This window comes from Comamonas squillarum (genome assembly GCF_025309455.1).
Lineage (GTDB): Bacteria > Pseudomonadota > Gammaproteobacteria > Burkholderiales > Burkholderiaceae_C > Comamonas > Comamonas squillarum.
Genome location: NZ_CP104377.1, coordinates 2117332 through 2136546 on the forward strand (window position 1 = coordinate 2117332; position 19215 = coordinate 2136546).

Consider the following 19215-nt stretch of genomic DNA (forward strand, 5'->3'; position numbering starts at 1 on the left):
TGGGCTGAATGGCTGGCTGGCGGGTTCCCTGCCGCATGCGCGGGGCATGGGCCGGCAATGGCTGGCTCTGGTTGGCAATCGCCTGGGGCACTGGTTGCAGGCCCCGGTGCAAGCTGTAGTGGGTGGTTCCCTGCATGGCCCGCCCACCCGCTTGCGGATCGCAACGCGCAGCCTAACGCAGTTTGCGTGGTGCAAAACCTGAACCCTGCCGTTTTTTGGACCAAGGCCAGGCTTTGCCACTGCAGCTGGGCAGTTCAGCGACCGATCACAGCTTGGGCGTGTACTTCAGGGTCAACATGGCATTGCGCGGATCGCCATAGGTGCCGCCGGTGTAGCCGACAAAGCCGGGCAGGATGTAGTGCTTGTCAAACACGTTGTTCACGTTGAGGGCGACGCTGACCTCAGGCGTGGCCTGGTAGGCCAGGCGCAGGCTGGTGATGGTGTTGCCCGCAACCTTGAAGGAGCGGTCATAGCTCAAGGTATGGCTTTGCGCCACGACGCCAGCGCCCACACTCAGCCGGTTCCAATCGCCCGGCAGCTGGTAGGACAACCAGGCGCGCAGCATGTGCTTGGGCGTCCAGGTGCTGAAGACCTGGCCCTGGTTGGTCTGGTCATTCAGGAACTTGCTGGTGTTGAAGGTGTAGCCCACCATGGCCTGCAGGTCGCGCGCCACTTCGCCGCTCACTTCGGCCTCCACGCCCTGGCTGCGCACCTTGCCGGCCGAGGTCGAGCAGTACCAACCGTCGCAGGCAAAGCCGGAGGCCAGGTCGTTGACCGCCCGGTTCTTGTGGTCGTAGCGGAACAGGGCCAGCGAGGTGTTGAGCTTGCCGTTCATCAGCTCGCCCTTGATGCCCAGTTCATAGTTGGTGCCGGTGATCGGGTCGAGCACCTTGCCATCGACCGTGCGCTCGGACTGGGGCTCGAACACGCTGGTGTAGCTGCCGTACAGCGACCATTCGGGGGTGAGTGCATACACCAGGCCGGCATAGGGGGTGATCTCTGCAGACGTGGTGGTGACCTGGCGTTCACCCGTGACCGCATTGGTGTAGAGCGAGTCATACCAGCTGGTGCGAGCGCCCACAATCGCGGTGAGCGGCTCGGTCAGCCGCGTTCGCAAGCTGCCATAGATGCCTTTTTGCCGCACATCGTAGGCCGACTTCCATTGCCGGCCACCGGCGGCCAGCAGGCTGTCCAGGGTGGGCTCAGGGCGGTGGTGGTCGATGTCAAAGAGATTCGCGCCCGCCGTGAAGGTGCGGGCATAGACATCGTTGGAGCGGTACTTGGAATAGTTGGCACCTACGGTCACATCGTTACGGAAACCAGCGAGGTCAAAGCGGCCGTTGATGAAGGCATCGAAGGCCACTTTTTTCAGGTCGAAGTCGGTGTACCAGTTGTCATAGGTCACGCCACTGCCATCGGGCTCGACCTTGCCGGTCATGCGCTGGTGCAAGGAGGCGTTCTGCTCGCTCACATGCAGGGCCGAGACCTTGAGCTTCCAGTCGTTGTTGATGCGGTGGCTCAGGTCGGCATAGACCGTCGTTTGCTTGACGTTCGAGCGGTTCCAGTCAGAGCCGGTGAAGGTCGAGCGCGGCAGGTCGGTCATGCTGCCATCGGCATACAGCGGCAGGCCCATGATGAAGGGGCGGCCCTTGCTGTCGAGCTGGCTGACGCCAAAGCCTACCGTGGTGTCGGGGCTGATGTCGTAATCCAATGCGGCGTAGAGCGAGCGTGTGCGCTCATTCACATAGTCGACAAAGGAGTGGCCGCGTGACTCGTCCACCACCAGGCGGCCGCGCAAGCTGCCCTCGTCATTGAGCGGGCCACCGGCGTCGAGCTGCAGGCCATAGCGGTCCCAGGAGCCGGCGCGGGCGGTGACGGTGACGGTCTTCTCGCGCTGGCCGCGCTTGCGCACCAGGTTGACGGCGCCGCCCGGGCTGCCCGTGCCCTGCAGCAGGCCCGAGGCACCGCGCAGCACTTCCAGCCGGTCATAGAAGACCATGCCTTCGGTGCCCCAGTTGCCCAGCGAGTAGTGGTTGCGCGGAATCGCCACACCGTCGTACTGCCAGGCATCGATCTGGAAGCCGCGCGCGGACAGCACCATGCCCTGGCCCACCCCTTGCACGCCCATGGTGCCGGTGACCTTGTTCATCGCATCGCGCAAGTCGGTGATGCCTTGCTCGTCGAGCTGCTTGCGCGTGACCACACTGATGGACTGCGGAATGTCCTTGAGCGCCTGGTCACCCTTGTTGAGGCTGACGGCCGAGGCCGCCAGCGAGCCCGAGCCTTCGCTGGTCGCATTGCGCTCGCCTTGTGCGGTCACCGTCACCGTGGGCAAGGTGCTGGTGTCGCCAGCCGAGGGCGTCGCCTTGATCACCAGGGCCTCGCCCTGGCGCAGCGCCATCAGGCCGCTGCCGGCCAAGAGGCGCTCGGCCGCTTGCTGCGGCGTGAGCGTGCCGGAGACGGCGAGCGCCGTCTTGCCCTCGACCAGCGCCGGCGCAAAGCCGATGGACACGCCCGTGGCTGCGGACAGCGCCTGCAGTGCGGAGCCCAGCGGCTGGGCCGCAATCGACAGGCTGCTCGCCTGGTGGGCGGGCGTGGCAGATTGCGCATACGCGGCGGGCGGCATCGCCAGCGCCAATGCGGCGGCCAGGGCCAACGGTGCAGGATGGAAGCGGGCCATGGTGGCAACCGATGCGCCAGTGGAGCGGGAGGGAGAGCGGAAGGACAAACGGGGTTTGGACATGGTCAGGCAATGCAGTAAATAAATCTCATTACCTTTTATGACGCACTGCAGGCGCATAACTGCACCCCGCTTTTTGCATTTTCTGAATTATTTTTTTTCGGACTTTGCGACGATTTCGGCGCGGCCCTCCGTGCCGGGCACCAGGCGCACCGGCAGCACCAGGGTCAGCATATGGGCCAACTCGGCCGGCCTGGCCGTCGCGTAGCTGCCGCCCAGGGGCAGCGCCGCCACAGCGGGGTCGCGCACCATGAGGCCGGTAGGCCCGTAGCGCTCCATCTCCTGCAAGGCCTGGGCCAGCGGGGTGTGGTCGAAGCGCAGCAAGCCCTTGCGCCACAGGCCCACGCTGTCAGGGGCTACGCTGCCCACGGGGGCCAGCAGACCATCGCCTGCAACCTGCGTGGTTTGGCCGGCGCCCAGCAGCAGTGCGGTGGCGGGGCTGTGCACGGCGGCCACGCGCACCCGTCCCTCTTGCACCTCGACCCGCACCTGACCTGCGTCAACGCCGTCTTGGCGGTAGCGCACCGCAAAGCGGGTGCCCACCACGCTGACGCGGGCCGGGCCGGCCTGCACTTCAAAAGGCTTGCTGGCATCGGGTGCCACGATGAACATCGCCTGGCCATGCGCCAGCTGAACTTCGCGCCGGTCGCGGTAGAGGCGCACCTGCGCCTCGGTCTCGGCATCGAGCTCCAAGGTAGTGCCATCGGGCAGCTGCAGGCTTTGGTGCTGGCCGCGCTGGACGACATAGTGCGCGCTGTAGACCGGCTGCATCCACTGCTGCCAGCCCAGGCCCAGCGCCACCAGCAGCACGGCGCACAAGGCCAGGCCACGCGGGCCGGGCAGCAGCGCCTGCAGCCATGTGAGGGGGCGGACCGGCGCTGGCTTGGCGGGTGCGGGTGCGGATGCGGGTGCGGATCTTGGCACTGCGGCAGCGGCTGCGGGTGGGCTCGCCGCTTGGCTGGCACGCCACTGGGCCACCGCTGCTGTGGGCAGCGCACGCAAGCTGGCCACGCCCGCATCGATCCGGGCCCAGGCCTGGGCATGCGCAGCGCTCGCCTGCAGCCATTGCGCCAGCGCCGCCTGCTCGCCCGCGCTCAGGCCCTGCTCCTGGCGGGTGTGCCACTGCGCGGCCTGCACATCCACCGCGTCCTGGTCGCCAAAGAAGGCCTGCAGCGCGCGCTGCTCCGCCGCCTCGTCAACAGACGGGGCACATGCACGGGAGGGCGAGGTGGAAAAACGGCTCATCTCAAAGTTATAGACGCTTGGGCGCAGAAAAACTGCATGTCGGCCCCCCGCCGGATTGGATCAGTCACCAAGGTCCAGCTCCTTTTTGCGGGCGGCGCAGGCGATCTTGCCACGGCTGATGTACTGGTTGACCATGCTGACCGAGACACCCATGTGCTCGGCGATCTGCTGGTTGGACAGCTCGTCGAACAGGTACATGCAAAAAGCCTCGCGGCAGCGCGGCGGCAGCGCATCAATGGTGGCCAGGTAGGCCTGTACGGTTTGCGACGAGGCATAGACCGCTTCGGGCTGCAGGCGCTGGGGACTGGCCGGCTGCAGGGCCTCGTCCAGCGCATCGATGTCCTCGTGCTGGCGCAGCTGGGCGCGCCGGTCCAGGTCGATCTTGGCGTTCAACGCCACCTGCTTGAGCAAGGCGGCCGGCTGCTCGATCACCTTGCCGGCGCGCTGCATGCCCAGCACGCGCGCATAGCTCTCCTGCGCCAGGTCGGCCGCAGTGTCGCGGTCTCTGACCTTGCGCAGGCAGAAGTTCAGCAGTTCTCGGTAATAGCGCTCAAGCACGAACGGGCATCGCCCCATGGAAAGCCAAGGTCTCCATCAGTGGTCCGGCTTCCGCCTCTCAGATGGGAATAACTCTCATTATCACCGATAAGCCGCAGCATTCCTGGGCCGCTGAAATGGAAAAAGGCACCCGAAGGTGCCTTTGTCAGTCTTGCAGCAGCGCTGCGGGCGGTCATTCTTCTTCGACGAAGGCCTCTTCGCGCTTCTTGCTCACCGCTGGCAAGCAGACCACCACCAGCAAGATCGCAGCAGCAATCAGCAGACCGGCAGAGATGGGGCGGGTGACGAACACCGACCAGTCACCGCGCGAGAGCAGCAGCGCACGGCGCAGGTTTTCTTCCATCATCGGGCCCAGGATAAAGCCCAGCAGCAAGGGAGCCGGCTCGGTACCGAGCTTGTGGAACACATAGCCGACGAAACCGAAGATACCCACCATCCACACGTCCCAGCTGTTGTTGTTGGTGCCGTACACACCGACAGCGCAGAACAGCACGATCGAGGGGAACAACCAGCGGTAAGGCACGGTCAGCAGCTTGATCCAGACGCCGATCAGCGGCAGGTTCAGAACGATCAGCATCAGGTTACCGATCCACATCGAGGCAATCAGGCCCCAGAACAGTTCTGGGTTGCTGGTCATCACCTGGGGACCAGGCTGGATGTTGTGGATGGTCATCGCACCCACCATCAGCGCCATCACGGCGTTGGGCGGAATACCCAGGGTCAGCAGTGGAATGAACGAGGTCTGCGAGCCGGCGTTGTTGGCCGATTCTGGAGCGCACACGCCACGGATATTGCCTTGGCCGAAAGGAACTTCACCAGGACGCAGCTTGGTCTTCTTCTCGATCGTGTAGGCCGCAAAAGCCGACAGCATCGCGCCGCCACCGGGCAAGATACCCAGGGCCGAGCCCAGAGCCGTACCGCGCAGCATCGCGGGGAACATCAGCTTGAAGTCTTCCTTGGTGGGCATGAGGCCAGTCACCTTGGCAGCAAACACTTCGCGCTCATCGTCAGGCTTGGACAGGTTGGCAATGATTTCACCGTAGCCGAACACACCCATGGCGATCACGACGAAGTCGATGCCATCGGTCAGCTCAGGAATGTCAAAGGAGTAACGGGCCACGCCGGAGTTCACGTCGGTACCCACCAGGCCCAGCAGCAGACCCAGCACAATCATACCCACGGCCTTGAGCAGCGAGCCCGACGCCAGCACCACGGCGCCAATCAGGCCCAGGGTCATCAGCGAGAAGTACTCGGCAGGGCCGAACATGAAGGCCACTTCGGTCAGTGGAGGCGCGAAGGCAGCCAGAATCACGGTGCCCACGCAGCCGGCGAAGAACGAGCCAATGCCCGCTGCCGCCAGTGCCGGACCGGCGCGTCCCTTGCGGGCCATCTGGTAGCCGTCAATCACGGTCACGACGGACGATGACTCTCCCGGGAGATTCACCAAGATCGCTGTCGTGGAGCCGCCGTACTGGGCGCCGTAGTAAATACCGGCCAGCATGATCAGCGCTGCCACGGGAGGCAGTGCGTAGGTGGCAGGCAGCAGCATCGCGATGGTGGCCACCGGGCCGATACCAGGCAACACGCCAATCAGGGTACCCAACAGACAGCCGACAAAGCAGTAAATCAGGTTTTGAAAGGTAAAGGCAACACCGAAACCGGTGGCCAGGTTGTCAAACAATTCCATGGTCCTGGCCCCTTTTAACCGGTAATAAAGCTAGGCCACACGGGGAACTGAAGGTTCAGTGCCCACACGAAAGCGACGTAACTGCCAATGGCCAGGATGGTGGCCAGAATGAAGACCGACTTGGCACGGAACTCGGAACCAGCCATGCTGGCGATGAAGACCAGTGCGTAGATGGCGACGATCAGGCCCATCGCGGGGATGCCGATGCTGGGCACGCCCACCAGCAAGATGCCGAAGGCAAAGTTGGCCAGCAAGATGAAGAACACTTGTCGCCATGCCCATTTGCCGATCGGGTCTCCGCCAGCGGGGCCGGCAGTGAGGCCCTTGAAGGCCACGGCCGCACCGATCAGCGTCAGCAGGACGCCGAGAATCAACGGGAAGTACCCCGGACCCATGCGAGCACCTGTACCAATCGAGTAGTTCTGGGCGCCGACGGCGAACCCAATACCCACTGCCATGTACATGATGCCCGCCCAGAAGTCTTTCTGGCTTTTGAGCTTCATTACCTTTGTCTCCAAACAATTTTAGGGATGCAGCGCATTGTCAACGCTGACGGCCAGCTGACGCATGTGGATTCCACTTACGATTCCACACAGGAAAACCCCTAGGGTGACACCAGTGCGTACAGCGCCGAAACCCAAGCTGGGCGCGGGTTTGCGCAGCATGAAAAGCTGCTCAAGCGCGTGCAGTGACAAGGGTAAGTCCCTGCCGGCGCAACGCCACCATGTCCGCTGGTGGTGGTCGATGCAGCCGGTTTTTTAGCGGTCGCCCATCTCGATGGGGGGGGTGTTGGCCATCACCTCTTCGATGGTGGTCAGGCCCTCGGACACGCGCAGGGCGCCGGCCAGCCGCAGCGGGTGCATGCCGTCCTTCACCGCCTGGCGGCGCAGTACCGACATCGACGGCGAGGCATGCACCTGGTCCTTGAGCGCTTCAGAGACCGTGAGCAGCTCGTACAGGCCCATGCGGCCGCGAAAGCCGGTGTCGCGGCACTCTTCGCAGCCCACCGGCTTGTAGGGCCGGTAGTCGCGCTTGATTTTCCAGGGCTGGATGGCGGCGGTCAGTGCGTCGGTCGATGCCGCTTCGTCAGGCTGCTTGCACTGCGGGCACAGCGTGCGCACCAGGCGCTGGGCCAGCACGCCCAGCAAGGTGGCATTGATCAGGTAGGGCGGCACGCCCAGCTCCATCAAGCGGCTGATGGCGCTGGGGGCATCGTTGGTGTGCAGGGTCGAGAACACCAGGTGGCCGGTCAGCGCAGACTGCACCGCCATTTCAGCGGTTTCCAGATCGCGGATTTCGCCGACCATGATGATGTCCGGGTCCTGGCGCATCAGCGCGCGCAGGCCTTCGACAAAGCTGAAATCGAGCGCTGGCTGCACCTGGGTCTGGTTGAATGCCGGCTCGATCATTTCGATCGGGTCCTCCACGGTCGAGACATTGACCTCTTCGGTGGCCAGGCGCTTCAACGTGGAATACAAGGTGGTGGTCTTGCCCGAGCCGGTCGGGCCGGTGACCAAAATGATGCCGTGGGGGCGCTCAACCAGCTGCTCCCAGCGCTGCGCATCATGGGCGGTAAAGCCCAGGGCCGACAGGTCCTTGACGGTGTTTTCCGGGTCAAAGATCCGCATCACCATCTTCTCGCCAAAGGCGGTGGGCAAGGTGGACAGACGCATTTCCACCTCGTCGCCCAAGGTGTTGCGGGTCTTGATGCGGCCATCCTGCGGGCGGCGCTTTTCCACCACGTCGATGCGGCCGAGCAGCTTGACGCGCGAGACGATGGCGTTGTGCACGCCCAGCGGCATCTGGTAGACCTTGTGCAGCACCCCGTCAATGCGAAAACGGATCACCGACTGGTCGCGGCGCGGCTCCAGGTGGATATCGCTGGCGCGCTGCGCAAACGCGAACTGCCACAGCCAGTCCACCAGGCGGATGATGCCCTGGTCATTGGCATCGAACTGCTGGTTGGTGTTGCTGAGATCGACCAGCTGCTCGAAGTTGCCCAGTGAGCTCAGCGAGCCGCCCAGCTTGCTGGCGGCCTTGACCGATTTGGCCAGCGCAAAGAATTCGCTGCGGTAGCGGTCGATGTCCTTGGGGTTGGCCAGCACCCGGCGCACCTTGCGCCGCGCCTGGCGCTCCACCTCACTGACCCACTCGTCAATCCAGGGCTCCTTGACCGCAATCACCACCTCGTGGGCGGTGACCTGCACTGGCAGGATGCCGTGGCGCTGCGCATAGGGCGCGCCCATGGTTTCAGCCACCTTGGCGGCATCGACCTTGAGCGGATCGATCTTGTAATAAGGCAGGCCGCAGTGCTTGGCGACAAACTCGGTGAGCAGTTCTACATCGAGCGCCTTGCCGTCCTGCTGGCGCGGCACCACCACGCTGGCCAGGCGCACGATCGGGTGCTGGCTGCTTGCCGCGTGGCTGCAGCGGTTGATGGTGGCCTGGGCCAGCTCGGAGCTGATCCAGCCATCGGCCTGCAGCCAGTTGATGATCTGGGTCAGCTCGAGCCCGCGCTGCATCAGCGCAGGCAGGCCGCTGCGCGCTTGTGGCGCCGAGGCCGGGCCCGACCCGTTGGGTGTGGACGGCACCGAGGCCGGCCCCGTGGATTGGGACGGCGCAGGGCCCTCGTCCACCTTGCCAGGCACAAAGACCGCCGAGCGCCGGATCGGCGCCGCAGCACCGGACGAACCACTGCCCCCCGCACCACTGGACGAGCGGCTTTTGACGGCGGTATCGCCGGGTAAGGCATCGCCCCGGCTCTTGTGGTGTTTGCTTGGCTGGTCAGGCGCTGCCATGGTTTATTCCCTCGGTATTTTTTGTCTTCTGGCTTTATACCTGAATGACCGAGACTCGCTGCGTAAAGTCAGGCGGCGACCGGCTGCACAGGTTTAAAAACCTTTAACCACTTGAGCGCCGGCAAGCCCGTCTGCTGCTGCACCTGGTCGGCGCGCTGGCTGAGCAGCTCGCGGCTGGGGCGGCTGGCCATGCGCTGGGCCAGTACCACGGTGTTGCCCTCCTTGGTCGCCGCAAAGCGCCAGACCGCTTCGGGGCCAAAGGCCTCCTGGATATGGGCGAGGCTGCGGGCAAAGCTGTTGGTGCGGCCAAACAGGTTGACGGTCATGCAGCCGTCCTCGGTCAGCAGGTTGCGGCAGTGCTGGTAGAAGTCGGGGCTGTCGAGCACGGGCGCTGCGGCCTCGTGGTCATACAGATCGACCTGCAGCGCATCAACAGTCTGCAGGTACTGGGGCTTCTGGATTTCCACGCCCGCATCGCCCAGCACAACCTGGAGCTTGTCGCTGTCGGGCGGCAGTTTGAACCACTGGCGGCAGACGGTGATCACTTGGGGATTGAGCTCAATGGCGGTGGTGCTGGCCATGCCCAGCTTTTGCGCGCAGAACTTGGTCGCAGCCGCAGCCCCCAGACCCAGCTGCATCGCACGGCGCTCGGGCACTGTGGGCCAGTCCACCAGCAGCAGCCAGGCCATCATGCGCTGCACATATTCCAGGTCGATATCAAAAGGCTTCTTGATGCGCATCGAGCCTTGCACCCAAGGGGTGCCCAGGTGCAGGTAGCGGGCTCCGTCAAAGTCGGAGATCGTGACCTCGGGCAGCGGCTGGGCCGCCTGCGGAGATTTTCTTTTCGTCGTCATGGGGTGGGATTATCAGCCGTTGTCCTGCCCGGCTCAGTGCATAACCCTGGCCCGCCAGCCTGGGAGCGGATCGGGACAAGGCAGCATGCGCTCCTTGAAAGCCATTCATAGTTATTTCGAAATAAACGATTGCCATAGATAGGCAATGTCGCTTGCAGACCACGGTGAGGCACTTGGCAGGCGATGCATCGCTTTAGACTGCGGCATTGTTTTTTCTGGCTCGCTGATGTCCAACGCTCTCAAACAACGCTTTCTGTCCTCCGTCATCATGTCCATGCTGCTCTCGGGCCTGATGACCGCCTGGGTCACCTGGTTGAATCTGGGCTTTGTCGGGGATTTTCTCTCGCGCTGGCTGCATGCCTACCTGCTGTCCTGGCCAGCGGCATTCACGATCGTGGTGCTGCTGGCGCCTGCAGTGCAGCGCCTGTCATGGCGCATGGTCGGCGGCAGCCCCGTCTCTCCAAGCCCTGCGCGCGCAAGCGTTGCTGCTGCAAGCGCTCAGGCCAGCAGTCCACAGTGATGCATCACCTCGCGCCAGCCGGCCAGTTTGCGCTCAAAGCTCCATGAGGCGTTGGCCGGGCTGCTGGAGGGCAGCCGGTAGCTGGGCAGGCCCAGCACGGCCTGCACCCGGGGCGCATGGCGAAAGCTCTCGCCGCCGTTGTGGGCGGCAGCCACCAGCTGCGGGCACTGCTGCTGGAGCGCCACAAAGTCATTGAGCTGGGCATGGCGGATGCTGGTGTCCAGACTGCCTTCGCGCTCGCAGGCGGCATAGACATCCCACAGGCCCAGGCCCCGCGCCAGCAGCCAGGCGCAGCGCTGGGCATAGGCGGCGGGCTGCGGGTGCGCGGGCCACAGCGCCGCCAGCAGCGGCCACATCTGGTTGCGCGGATGGGCGTAGTACTGCTGCAGCTGCAAGGACTGCACACCGGGGAAGCTGCCCAGAATCACGACCTTGGTGCCCGGCCCCACAACCGGGGCCAGACCGCACAGCAGCGCATCAGCCATGCGGCGATCCCCCATCGGCGCCGGGCAGCAAAGGCTGCAGCCTTGGCAGCACCCTTGCGGCATTGGCGCTGGTGGCCAGCTGCCAGTCCGTCGCTGTCAGGGCCTCATCGGCATGGGCTTCGGCCCGCAGCGCCCGCATCACCTGCGCAATGCGCGGAATCTCGGCCGGCTGGTTGCGGCCCTGGGCCTGGCCGGGGGCACGCTGCTCGGCGGTGGTGTAGAGCCAGTGCGGCGGAATATCGGGTGCATCGGTCTCGACAACGATGGCCTCCATAGGCAGCTGCTGCAGCAGGCGGCGCAGGTGCAGCGCGCGCTCATAGGTGACGGCGCCGCCAAAGCCCAGCGCAAAGCCGCGCTCGATAAATTGCTGCGCCTGCTGCAGGCTGCCGTTGAAGGCATGCGCAATGCCGCCCTGCACCGGCCAGCGGCGCAGCGCCCGCAGCAGCTGGTCCGACGAGCGGCGCACATGCAAGATCACGGGCAAGTCAAAGCGGCGCGCCAGCTGCAGCTGCTGCTCGTAAAACCAGGTCTGGCGCTCGGCATCGAGCCCAGGCACAAAAAAATCCAGGCCGATCTCGCCAATCGCGACCAGGCGCGGGTCAGCCTGGCAGTCTTCGAGCATGGTGGCCAAGGCGTCAATGTCGGCTTCGGCCGCGCGGCCAGTGTAGAGCGGGTGGATGCCCAGCGCATAGCTGTCGCCCCAGCGCTGGGCCAGCTCGCGCACGGTGGCCCAGTTGCTGCGCTCCACCGCCGGGATCACGCAATGCGCCACCCCGGTCACTTGCGCAGCGGCGCGCAGTGCATCGCGGTCGGCATCGAACTCGGGCGCATCCCAGTGGCAGTGGGTGTCAATCCAGAAAGGCATGCGGCCTCAGCAGCGCTCTCAGGCTTCAAAACGCCCGTTGACCATGCGCACCGCACGGTCGCAGCGCTGGGCCAGCTCGCCATCATGGGTGACCATGACAAAGGCCGTGCCGCGCTCGCGCGCCAGCTGCAGCATCAGCGCAAACACGGTGTCTGCGGTGGCGCGGTCCAGGTTGCCGGTGGGCTCATCGGCCAGCACGCAGGCGGGCTGGGTGACCAGCGCGCGCGCAATGGCCACGCGCTGGCGCTCGCCGCCCGAGAGCTCGGCGGGGCGGTGCAGCACGCGGTCCTTGAGGCCCACCGAGGCCAGCACGTCGCGCGCGCGCTCGGCGCATTCGGCATAGGGCAGGCGGCGGATGCGCAGCGGCATCGCGACGTTGTCCAGCGCGCTGAACTCGGGCAGCAGATGGTGGAACTGGTAGATAAAGCCCAGGTGCTGGTTGCGCAGCTCGCCTTGGCGGCTGGCGCTGAGCGTATCGAGCCGCTGGCCGTGCAGGCTGACCGTGCCGCTGCTGGGCGCATCCAGCCCGCCGAGCAAGTGCAGCAAGGTGGATTTGCCCGAGCCCGAGGCGCCGACAATGGCCAGGGTTTCGCCGGCGCGCACCTGCAGATCGATGCCATGGAGCACCTGCACATCGAGCAGGCCTTCGGTAAAGCGCTTGGTCAGGCCCGAGGCCTCCAGGACGATGGACGAATCATTCATAACGCAGCGCCTCGGCGGGGTTCACGCGGCTGGCGCGCCAGCTGGGATACAGGGTGGCCACAAAGGCCAGGATCAGGGAAATGACGGTAATCGGCACGATATCGCTGCGCTGGGGCTCGCTGGGCATCTGGCTGATGAGGTAAATGTCCTTGGGCAGGAAGCTGGTGTGCAGTGCGCGCTCGATGGCGGGCACGATCACATCGATATTGCAGGCCACCAAGAGGCCCAGGCCCAGGCCGGCCAGGGTGCCGATGACACCAACAAGCGCGCCCTGCACGACAAACACGCCCATGATGCTGCGCGGGCTCGCGCCCAGGGTGCGCAGGATCGCGATATCGGCGCGCTTGTCGGTGACCGTCATCACCAAGGTGGTCACCAGGTTGAACGCGGCCACGGCAACGATCAGCGTCAGGATGATGAACATCATGCGTTTTTCAACCTGAACGGCGGCAAACCAGGTCTTGTTCTGCTGCGTCCAGTCGCGGATCAGCAGGTGGCCGCTCAGGCTATGGGCCAGCTGCTGGGTCACCTCGGGGGCCTGGTGCAGGTCCTTGAGCTTGAGGCGCACGCCGGTCGGGCCTTCGAGGCGGAACAGGCGCTCGGCATCCTCATGGTGCATCAGCACCAGGGTGGAGTCGTACTCGTAGTGGCCGGAATTGAAGGTGCCCACCACCTGCATCTGCTTGAGGCGCGGCACGGTGCCCGCTGGTGTGACCTGGCCGCTGGGCACGATCAAGGTGACCTGGTCACCCTGGCCCACGCCCAGAATGCGCGCCAGCTCCGAGCCCAGCACCACATGGAAGCTGCCTGGTGTGAGCGCCTGCAAACTGCTTTGGTCGATGCCGGTGGTCATGTCGGTGACCTCGGGCTCGAGCGCCGGGTCAATGCCGCGCAGCAAGGCGCCGCGCATGTCCTCACCGCGGGCGACCAGCGCCTGGGCCGAGACAAAGGGCGCCGCGCCAATCACGTTCGGGTTGGCCTTGGCCTCGGCAATGGTGCGGGCCGGATCGGGCAAGGCGTCGCCCCCGGGCGTGAAGATCTCGATATGCGAGACCACGCTGAGCATGCGGTCGCGCACCTCTTTTTGAAAACCGTTCATCACTGACAGCACAATGATCAAGGCCGCCACCCCCAGCGCAATGCCCAGCATGGACACGCCCGAGATGAACGAAATAAACCCGTTGCGCCGGGTTGCACGGCCCGCACGGGTGTAGCGCCAACCCAGCGCCAATTCATAGGGAATCTGCATAAATCGTTCTAAAAATATATTTCGTGCATCCGCTCGGCAAATACAGCACCTTAATCCACTGCACCGCAAACCGCATTGTGGCATCGCCGACAATAGACCCATGTCGGAAAACCAGCATTTGATCATCTCCTACGCAGCCACGGACGAGCCGGGCTGCCAGCAAGCCTTGCAGGCGCTCCCCCTGCCGAACCTGCAACGCCTGCTCAAGCGGTGGTCTGTCAGCGCCAGCGACAACGGCGCGCTGGAAGATTTTGCCCCGCCCCATGAACGTGTGCTGGCCAAGGCTTTGGGCCTGCCACCCAAAGCCACACCCTGGGCTGCCCTGCAGCAACTGCAAAACGGCCAGGCGCCGGGCGATGCCGCCTGGGCCTTTCTCTCGCCCTGCCACTGGCAGATCTCGCCCGACCAGGTGCGCATGAGCGACCTTTCTGCCGCGCAGATGAGCGAGGACGAATCGCGCAGCCTGCTGGCCATCATGGCGCCCTGGTTCAGCGAAGACGGCATTGCGCTGGTCTACGACCGGCCCGACCGCTGGCTGGCGCGTGGCCCCGTGTTTGCGCAGCTCGATACTGCGGCGCTCGACCGCATTGCGCTGCGCGATGTGCGGCCCTGGCTGCCCGACAAGGCCCAAGCGGCGGTACTCCAGCGCCTGCAGACCGAGATGCAGATGCTGCTCTACACCCATGCCTTCAGCGACGCACGCGAGGCCAGTGGCCGCGCGCCCATCAATTCGTTCTGGGTGCATGGCGCTGGCGCCCTGCCCGCCGGCTACCAGCTGCCCGCCCAGACGCCGGTGCTGAACACCACGCTGCGCGACAGCGCCCTGGTGGGGGATTGGCGCAGCTGGCAGCAGCAGTGGCAGCAGCTGGATGCGACACTGGCCTCCACCGCGTGGAGCCAGATCAGCCTGTGCGGCGAGAAAAATGCCATCACGCTGGCGCCCCCGGCCCCCGGCTGGCTACCCCAAATCAAGCAATGGCTGGCTCCGACCAAGCCCATGGCGCTTCTAAGTTCTTTATGAAAATTCTGGCCCGAGATATTCCCCCGCGCACCGTCTGGGCGCTGGAGCAGGCAGGCGTGCACCCGCTGCTCGCCCGCCTGTTTGCCGCGCGCGGTGTGCAGGCCGCTGCTGAGCTGGACGATGGCCTGGCGCAGCTGCTGCCGCCCGCTGGCCTGCTGGGCACGCGCGAGGCGGCGCTGCTGCTGGCCGATGCGATTGGCCGCCAGCAGCGCATCTGCGTCGTGGCCGATTACGACTGCGACGGCGCCACCGCCTGCGCAGTGGCCCTGCGCGGCCTGCGCATGTTGGGCGCCCAGCAGGTCAGCTACCTGGTGCCCGACCGCGTGGTCGATGGCTATGGCCTGACGGCAGCGATTGCCGAGCGCGTGCACCAGCAAGGCGCGCAGGTGCTGGTGACCGTGGACAACGGCATTGCCAGCGTGGACGGCGTGGCCCGCGCCAAGGCGCTGGGCATGACGGTGATCGTCACCGACCACCACCTGCCGGCAGCCACCCTGCCGGCGGCCGATGCCATCGTCAATCCCAACCAGCCTGGCTGCAGCTTTGCCAGCAAGGCCATGGCCGGTGTCGGCGTGATGTTCTATGTGCTGATGGCCTTGCGCGCTGAGTTGCGCGATCGCGGTGCCTTTGCCGACATGGCCCAGCCGCGCCTGGACAGCCTGCTGCCGCTGGTGGCACTGGGCACCGTCGCCGATGTGGTCAAGCTCGATGCCAACAACCGCCGCCTGGTGGCCCAGGGCCTGCGCCGCATTCGCGCCGGCCATATGCCCCCTGGCCTGGGCGCACTCTTCTCGGCCGCCAGCCGGCGCGCGGCCACCGCCAGCACCTTTGACTTTGGTTTTGCGCTGGGCCCGCGCATCAATGCCGCCGGGCGCCTGGCCGACATGACCATCGGCATCGAATGCCTGCTGACCGACGACACCTTGCTGGCCGACACCCTGGCGCGCCAGCTCGACGCCATCAACCGCGAGCGCCGCGATATCGAGACGGGCATGCGCGAGCACGCGATGCTGCTGGCAGAGGCCTTGTTTGAAGAAGGCACCGAGCCGCCACCGGCTGTGAGCGTGTTTGACCCGGACTTCCACGAAGGCGTGGTGGGCATCGTTGCCTCGCGCATCAAGGACAAGCTGCACCGCCCAAGCTTTGTGTTTGCCGCCAGCAGCGCACCGGGCCATGAGCATGAGCTCAAGGGCTCGGGCCGCTCGATCCCCGGCTTCCATCTGCGCGATGCGCTGGACCTGGTGGCCAAGCGCCACCCAGGCGTGCTGATCAAGTTCGGCGGCCATGCGATGGCGGCGGGCTGCACGATTGCGCTGGACGATTTCGAGGTGTTTGAGCAGGCCCTCGCCCAGGTTGCGCAGGAATGGCTCGATGAGCGCACGCTCACCCGCCAGCTGGAGACCGATGGCCCGCTGCCGGTGCAGTTTCGCCATGCCGAGACCGTGGACACGCTCAACAGCCAGGTCTGGGGCCAGGGCTTTGCGCCGCCCACCTTCAGCGAAGAGCTGGAGATCGTCAGCCAGCGCCTGGTGGGGGAAAAACATTTGTCGCTGAAGCTGCGCCACCATGGCGAGATGGTGGACGGCATCTGGTTTGGCCATACCGAGCCACTGCCGGCCAAGGTGCTGCTGGCCTACCGGCTGGACATCAATGAATGGCAGGGCCAGCGCAAGCTGCAGTTCCTGGTCGAAGGCGCGCAGCTGCCCAGCTGAGCGGGGCCGGGGATTTGAGGGGCCGCAAGACTTTACTAAAAGTTAAGGAAATAGCGCGAATGCGGAAGACCTGAGTCACCGTAATTTTCTAAAATACGCGCCGCAGTCGCCCGTGCACAAGATCCGTGTTGCACTGGCATTCTGACCATGGGGTGCACGGCGGGACGGGCTGGCCTTCCAGTCCGGCACGGGCCCGGGCGCCAGTACTCGGCCACCCCATGGGTTTGATTGTTAATTTAATATCAGTCATAGGCTAGATACTTTCTAGATGGCTGTGAAGCACCAAGACATTCCATGAGCAATATTTCCGTGGCCGTGCTGGGCGCCGGCATGGTGGGCGTTGCCAGCGCATTGGCGCTGCAGAAAAAGGGTTTTCGCGTCACCTTGCTGGACCGGCTGGCCCCTGGCGAAGAGACCTCGTACGGTAACGCCGGGGTGATCGCGCGCAGCTCGCTGATGCCCTTCAACAACCCCAGCCTCTGGGGCAACCTGCCGGTGCTGCTGAAAAACCAGAGCGCCGGCTTTCGCTACCAGGCCCGCTTTCTGCTGCAGAACCTGGGCTGGGCCGCGCGCTTTGTCGCCCAGGCCCGCACCCAGGTGTTTGAGGAAACCACCACCGCGCTCGACAGCCTCATCCGCCTGTCGATGAACGAGCATGCCCAGCTGCTGCGCGCCAGCGGCGCGGCCCACCGCATGCGCGACAACGGCTGGATGTTTCTCTACCGCCAGTCCAGTGCCTTTGCCGGCGGCGCGCTGGCGCGCGAGCGCATGGCGCACTTCGGCGTGGCCACCGAGGTGCTCGAGCGCGACCACATCCGCCAGCTGGAGCCGGCCCTGAACCCGATTTTTGAGCGCGCGCTGTGGATCAAGGACAGCTGGTCGGTCGACAGCCCTGGCGACGTCGTCAAGGCCTATGCCGAGCTGTTCCGCAAGCAGGGCGGCCAGTATGCGCAGGCGCGCATCAAGACCGTCGAGCCGCTGGCCGGCAGCCGCTGGCGCATCCGCGCCGATGGTGCGCACGATGGCCTGGAGGCCGACCGCGTGGTAGTCGCGCTGGGCCCCTGGAGCCGACAGTTCATGGCGACCCTGGGCGTGAAGGTGCCGATGGCCTATGAGCGCGGCTACCACATGCACTTTGCGCCGCCCGCGTCCTGCAATATCTCGCGCCCGGTCTATGACACCGCCGGCGCCTATGTGCTCAGCCCGATGGAGCAAGGCCTGCGCCTGACCAGTGGCGTGGAGCTGACCGATATCGACGCCCCCGCCAACCCGGTGCAGCTGGGCCTGGCCGAAGCCGCTGCCCGCGAGGCGATCGACATGGGCCAGGCGCTGGAGCCCGCGCCCTGGATGGGCAGCCGCCCCACCCTGCCCGACAGCCGCCCCATCATTGGCGCGATGCCGGGCCAGCGCAACCTCTGGCTGGCCTTTGGCCACCAGCACATCGGCTTTAGCACCGGGCCGGGCACGGGCGCGATTTTGGCGGCGCTGATGCGCGGCGACGATGCACCGGTCGATGTGCGCCCGTTCCGCGCCGAGCGTTTTCTCAAGGGCTAAAGAACTTCTGCAATTACGCCCGGGCCGCATGGCCGGGCGCTTCAGGCCTGGCCAGAATCAGGCGGGCAGCGCCGCCCAGCGCTGCGCCAGCAGGCTCACCACATCATGCACTGGCAGCCCGGTGGCGCGCGCCACGGCATCGCGGTAGACAGGCATATTCGTGCACTCCAGCACGATCGATCCCAGCTGCGGATGGGCCTGGCACAGTGCAACGGCAGCGGCCACCACATCGCGCTCGGCCTGGGCGATGTCCATCTCCAATTCATTGCCGAGAATGCGCCTGGCAAATTCCCCCTCCGGCGCCACGCCTTGCACGGGGGTGCCTTCGGGCACGCCTGCGGCAGCCAGAATGCGCGGCGTGAGGCTGGCAGCGGCAATCGTGACCACACCGGGCCGGGGCAGCTGCGCGCACTGCAGCAGGCTGGAGCTGACCACGGGCACATCGACGCTGCTGGCCAGCAGCTCCTGGTAGGCGGCCAGAAAGCCGCAGCTGGTGGTGATCAGCGCCGCGCCTTGCGCCTGCATTGCGCGGGCCGCATCGACAAAGGGCTGCACAAAGCGGGGATCGGCCTCGCGCACGATCTTGGCGGGCGAGGCGCCTTGCACCTTGTGCATCTGCACGGGGATGCCCAGCGCTGCCCAGGTCTGCAGGTTGCCGATGTCCCCGGGCGGGCGCGGGAACTGGGTGTCGAGCATCAGGATGCCGAGGAAAGGCACAGAGGCAGTGGCGGGCAACATGGGCAGGTTCAGTCGAGCAGGGGCAGCGCCGGCAGTGCGCCACGGCGGTCGATCTTGCGGCTCAGCACCACCGAGGTGTAGGTCTGGCGAATGCCTTCGATCAGGCCGATGCGGTCGAGCAAGGCATCGAGCTTTTCGTTGGAGTCGCAGCGCAAAAAGATCATGTAGTCATGCTGGCCGGAGACGGCCGAGACCTCTTCGACCTCGGGGATGCTCTCGAGCACCTGCATGACCGCCTGGGCGGTCTTGGGCATCACGCTGATGCCGCAGTAGGCGCGCACGGCCGACTGCTCGAGCTTGGAGCCCAGGCGCACGCCGTAGCCGGCAATGACGCCTTCTTTTTCGAGGCGCGCAATGCGGGCAACCACCGTCGTGCGCGCCAGGTTGAGCTTGCGCGCCAGCTTGGCCGTGGACTCGCGGGCGTCAGCCTGCAACAGTGCCAGCAGCTTGCGGTCAATATCGTCGAGTCGAAAATCCATGGTTCTCC

17 protein-coding genes are annotated in these 19215 nt (G+C 65.4%); 4 read left to right on the forward strand and 13 right to left on the reverse strand.

Features of this window, described 5'->3' with window-relative positions; genetic code table 11:
* Nucleotides 1-265 precede the first annotated feature (265 nt).
* The 7 genes from N4T19_RS09915 to N4T19_RS09945 all read right to left on the reverse strand — a co-directional run bounded on the left by N4T19_RS09915 (nt 266) and on the right by N4T19_RS09945 (nt 9882).
* The gene (locus tag N4T19_RS09915) at nt 266-2743 is read right to left on the reverse strand and encodes a TonB-dependent siderophore receptor (protein ID WP_260720112.1); all 2478 of its coding nucleotides are present in this window, start codon (nt 2741-2743) and stop codon (nt 266-268) included.
* An 87-nt stretch (nt 2744-2830) separates the two neighbouring features.
* Nucleotides 2831-3985: a FecR family protein gene (locus N4T19_RS09920; protein ID WP_260720113.1), complete on the reverse strand. Its 1155-nt coding sequence runs from the start codon at nt 3983-3985 to the stop codon at nt 2831-2833.
* A gap of 60 nt (nt 3986-4045) precedes the next feature.
* Nucleotides 4046-4543: a sigma-70 family RNA polymerase sigma factor gene (locus N4T19_RS09925; RefSeq protein ID WP_260720114.1), complete on the reverse strand. Its 498-nt coding sequence runs from the start codon at nt 4541-4543 to the stop codon at nt 4046-4048.
* A gap of 172 nt (nt 4544-4715) precedes the next feature.
* Complete coding sequence (locus N4T19_RS09930; RefSeq protein WP_116927198.1) at nt 4716-6230, reverse strand: tripartite tricarboxylate transporter permease; 1515 nt, start codon at nt 6228-6230, stop codon at nt 4716-4718.
* 14 nt (nt 6231-6244) lie between these two features.
* The gene (locus N4T19_RS09935; RefSeq protein WP_116927197.1) at nt 6245-6733 is read right to left on the reverse strand and encodes a tripartite tricarboxylate transporter TctB family protein; all 489 of its coding nucleotides are present in this window, start codon (nt 6731-6733) and stop codon (nt 6245-6247) included.
* A gap of 255 nt (nt 6734-6988) precedes the next feature.
* On the reverse strand, nt 6989-8752 hold the full coding sequence (locus N4T19_RS09940) for a GspE/PulE family protein (protein WP_116927227.1): 1764 nt from the start codon (nt 8750-8752) through the stop codon (nt 6989-6991).
* Between the two features lie 344 nt (nt 8753-9096).
* A complete protein-coding gene (locus N4T19_RS09945) occupies nt 9097-9882 on the reverse strand; it encodes a spermine/spermidine synthase domain-containing protein (RefSeq protein ID WP_182343047.1) in 786 nt (261 codons plus the stop codon).
* Between the two features lie 226 nt (nt 9883-10108).
* Between N4T19_RS09945 and N4T19_RS09950 the strand changes: the two genes are divergently transcribed.
* The gene (locus tag N4T19_RS09950) at nt 10109-10402 is read left to right on the forward strand and encodes a DUF2798 domain-containing protein (protein ID WP_116927195.1); all 294 of its coding nucleotides are present in this window, start codon (nt 10109-10111) and stop codon (nt 10400-10402) included.
* Here the strand turns inward: N4T19_RS09950 and N4T19_RS09955 are convergent.
* From N4T19_RS09955 to N4T19_RS09970, 4 genes are read right to left on the reverse strand one after another with little or no spacing between them, the layout of a single operon-like run.
* Nucleotides 10381-10887, reverse strand: a complete 507-nt coding sequence (locus N4T19_RS09955) for a DNA-deoxyinosine glycosylase (protein ID WP_260720115.1) — start codon at nt 10885-10887, stop codon at nt 10381-10383. The two genes, N4T19_RS09950 and N4T19_RS09955, sit on opposite strands and share 22 nt — an antisense overlap.
* Nucleotides 10880-11752 carry a TatD family hydrolase gene (locus N4T19_RS09960; RefSeq protein ID WP_260720116.1) on the reverse strand — a complete coding sequence of 291 codons (873 nt, stop codon included), beginning with the start codon at nt 11750-11752 and terminating at the stop codon, nt 10880-10882. Before N4T19_RS09960 ends, N4T19_RS09955 begins: the two co-directional genes overlap by 8 nt.
* 18 nt (nt 11753-11770) lie before the next feature.
* The gene (gene lolD / locus N4T19_RS09965; protein WP_116927192.1) at nt 11771-12454 is read right to left on the reverse strand and encodes a lipoprotein-releasing ABC transporter ATP-binding protein LolD; all 684 of its coding nucleotides are present in this window, start codon (nt 12452-12454) and stop codon (nt 11771-11773) included.
* Complete coding sequence (locus N4T19_RS09970) at nt 12447-13703, reverse strand: lipoprotein-releasing ABC transporter permease subunit (protein ID WP_182343055.1); 1257 nt, start codon at nt 13701-13703, stop codon at nt 12447-12449. The genes lolD and N4T19_RS09970 overlap by 8 nt, the downstream gene beginning before the upstream one ends.
* A gap of 100 nt (nt 13704-13803) precedes the next feature.
* Here N4T19_RS09970 and N4T19_RS09975 point away from each other — a divergent pair, with 100 nt between their 5' ends.
* The 3 genes from N4T19_RS09975 (at nt 13804) to N4T19_RS09985 (ending at nt 17990) form a co-directional block, all read left to right on the forward strand.
* The gene (locus N4T19_RS09975) at nt 13804-14724 is read left to right on the forward strand and encodes a phosphoglycerate mutase (protein ID WP_116927190.1); all 921 of its coding nucleotides are present in this window, start codon (nt 13804-13806) and stop codon (nt 14722-14724) included.
* Complete coding sequence (recJ, locus tag N4T19_RS09980; protein ID WP_116927189.1) at nt 14721-16436, forward strand: single-stranded-DNA-specific exonuclease RecJ; 1716 nt, start codon at nt 14721-14723, stop codon at nt 16434-16436. Before N4T19_RS09975 ends, recJ begins: the two co-directional genes overlap by 4 nt.
* Nucleotides 16437-16730: 294 nt before the next feature.
* Entirely contained in the window at nt 16731-17990 is a 1260-nt protein-coding gene (locus N4T19_RS09985; RefSeq protein ID WP_116927188.1) for an NAD(P)/FAD-dependent oxidoreductase, read from the forward strand.
* 57 nt (nt 17991-18047) lie between these two features.
* Here N4T19_RS09985 and N4T19_RS09990 read toward each other — a convergent pair whose 3' ends face one another.
* Nucleotides 18048-18728, reverse strand: a complete 681-nt coding sequence (locus N4T19_RS09990; protein ID WP_116927187.1) for an aspartate/glutamate racemase family protein — start codon at nt 18726-18728, stop codon at nt 18048-18050.
* Between the two features lie 8 nt (nt 18729-18736).
* Nucleotides 18737-19207, reverse strand: a complete 471-nt coding sequence (locus tag N4T19_RS09995) for an Lrp/AsnC family transcriptional regulator (protein WP_021026316.1) — start codon at nt 19205-19207, stop codon at nt 18737-18739.
* Nucleotides 19208-19215: the final 8 nt, after the last annotated feature.

Coding starts and splice junctions, on each gene's coding strand:
- N4T19_RS09915 (WP_260720112.1), bottom strand. CDS start 2,743: ATGTCCAAACCCCGTTTGTCCTTCCGCTCTCCCTCCCGCTCCACTGGC.
- N4T19_RS09920 (WP_260720113.1), bottom strand. CDS start 3,985: ATGAGCCGTTTTTCCACCTCGCCCTCCCGTGCATGTGCCCCGTCTGTT.
- N4T19_RS09930 (WP_116927198.1), bottom strand. CDS start 6,230: ATGGAATTGTTTGACAACCTGGCCACCGGTTTCGGTGTTGCCTTTACC.
- N4T19_RS09935 (WP_116927197.1), bottom strand. CDS start 6,733: ATGAAGCTCAAAAGCCAGAAAGACTTCTGGGCGGGCATCATGTACATG.
- N4T19_RS09940 (WP_116927227.1), bottom strand. CDS start 8,752: ATGCAGCGCGGGCTCGAGCTGACCCAGATCATCAACTGGCTGCAGGCC.
- N4T19_RS09945 (WP_182343047.1), bottom strand. CDS start 9,882: ATGACGACGAAAAGAAAATCTCCGCAGGCGGCCCAGCCGCTGCCCGAG.
- N4T19_RS09950 (WP_116927195.1), top strand. CDS start 10,109: ATGTCCAACGCTCTCAAACAACGCTTTCTGTCCTCCGTCATCATGTCC.
- N4T19_RS09955 (WP_260720115.1), bottom strand. CDS start 10,887: ATGGCTGATGCGCTGCTGTGCGGTCTGGCCCCGGTTGTGGGGCCGGGC.
- N4T19_RS09960 (WP_260720116.1), bottom strand. CDS start 11,752: ATGCCTTTCTGGATTGACACCCACTGCCACTGGGATGCGCCCGAGTTC.
- lolD (WP_116927192.1), bottom strand. CDS start 12,454: ATGAATGATTCGTCCATCGTCCTGGAGGCCTCGGGCCTGACCAAGCGC.
- N4T19_RS09970 (WP_182343055.1), bottom strand. CDS start 13,703: ATGCAGATTCCCTATGAATTGGCGCTGGGTTGGCGCTACACCCGTGCG.
- N4T19_RS09975 (WP_116927190.1), top strand. CDS start 13,804: ATGTCGGAAAACCAGCATTTGATCATCTCCTACGCAGCCACGGACGAG.
- recJ (WP_116927189.1), top strand. CDS start 14,721: ATGAAAATTCTGGCCCGAGATATTCCCCCGCGCACCGTCTGGGCGCTG.
- N4T19_RS09985 (WP_116927188.1), top strand. CDS start 16,731: ATGAGCAATATTTCCGTGGCCGTGCTGGGCGCCGGCATGGTGGGCGTT.
- N4T19_RS09990 (WP_116927187.1), bottom strand. CDS start 18,728: ATGTTGCCCGCCACTGCCTCTGTGCCTTTCCTCGGCATCCTGATGCTC.
- N4T19_RS09995 (WP_021026316.1), bottom strand. CDS start 19,207: ATGGATTTTCGACTCGACGATATTGACCGCAAGCTGCTGGCACTGTTG.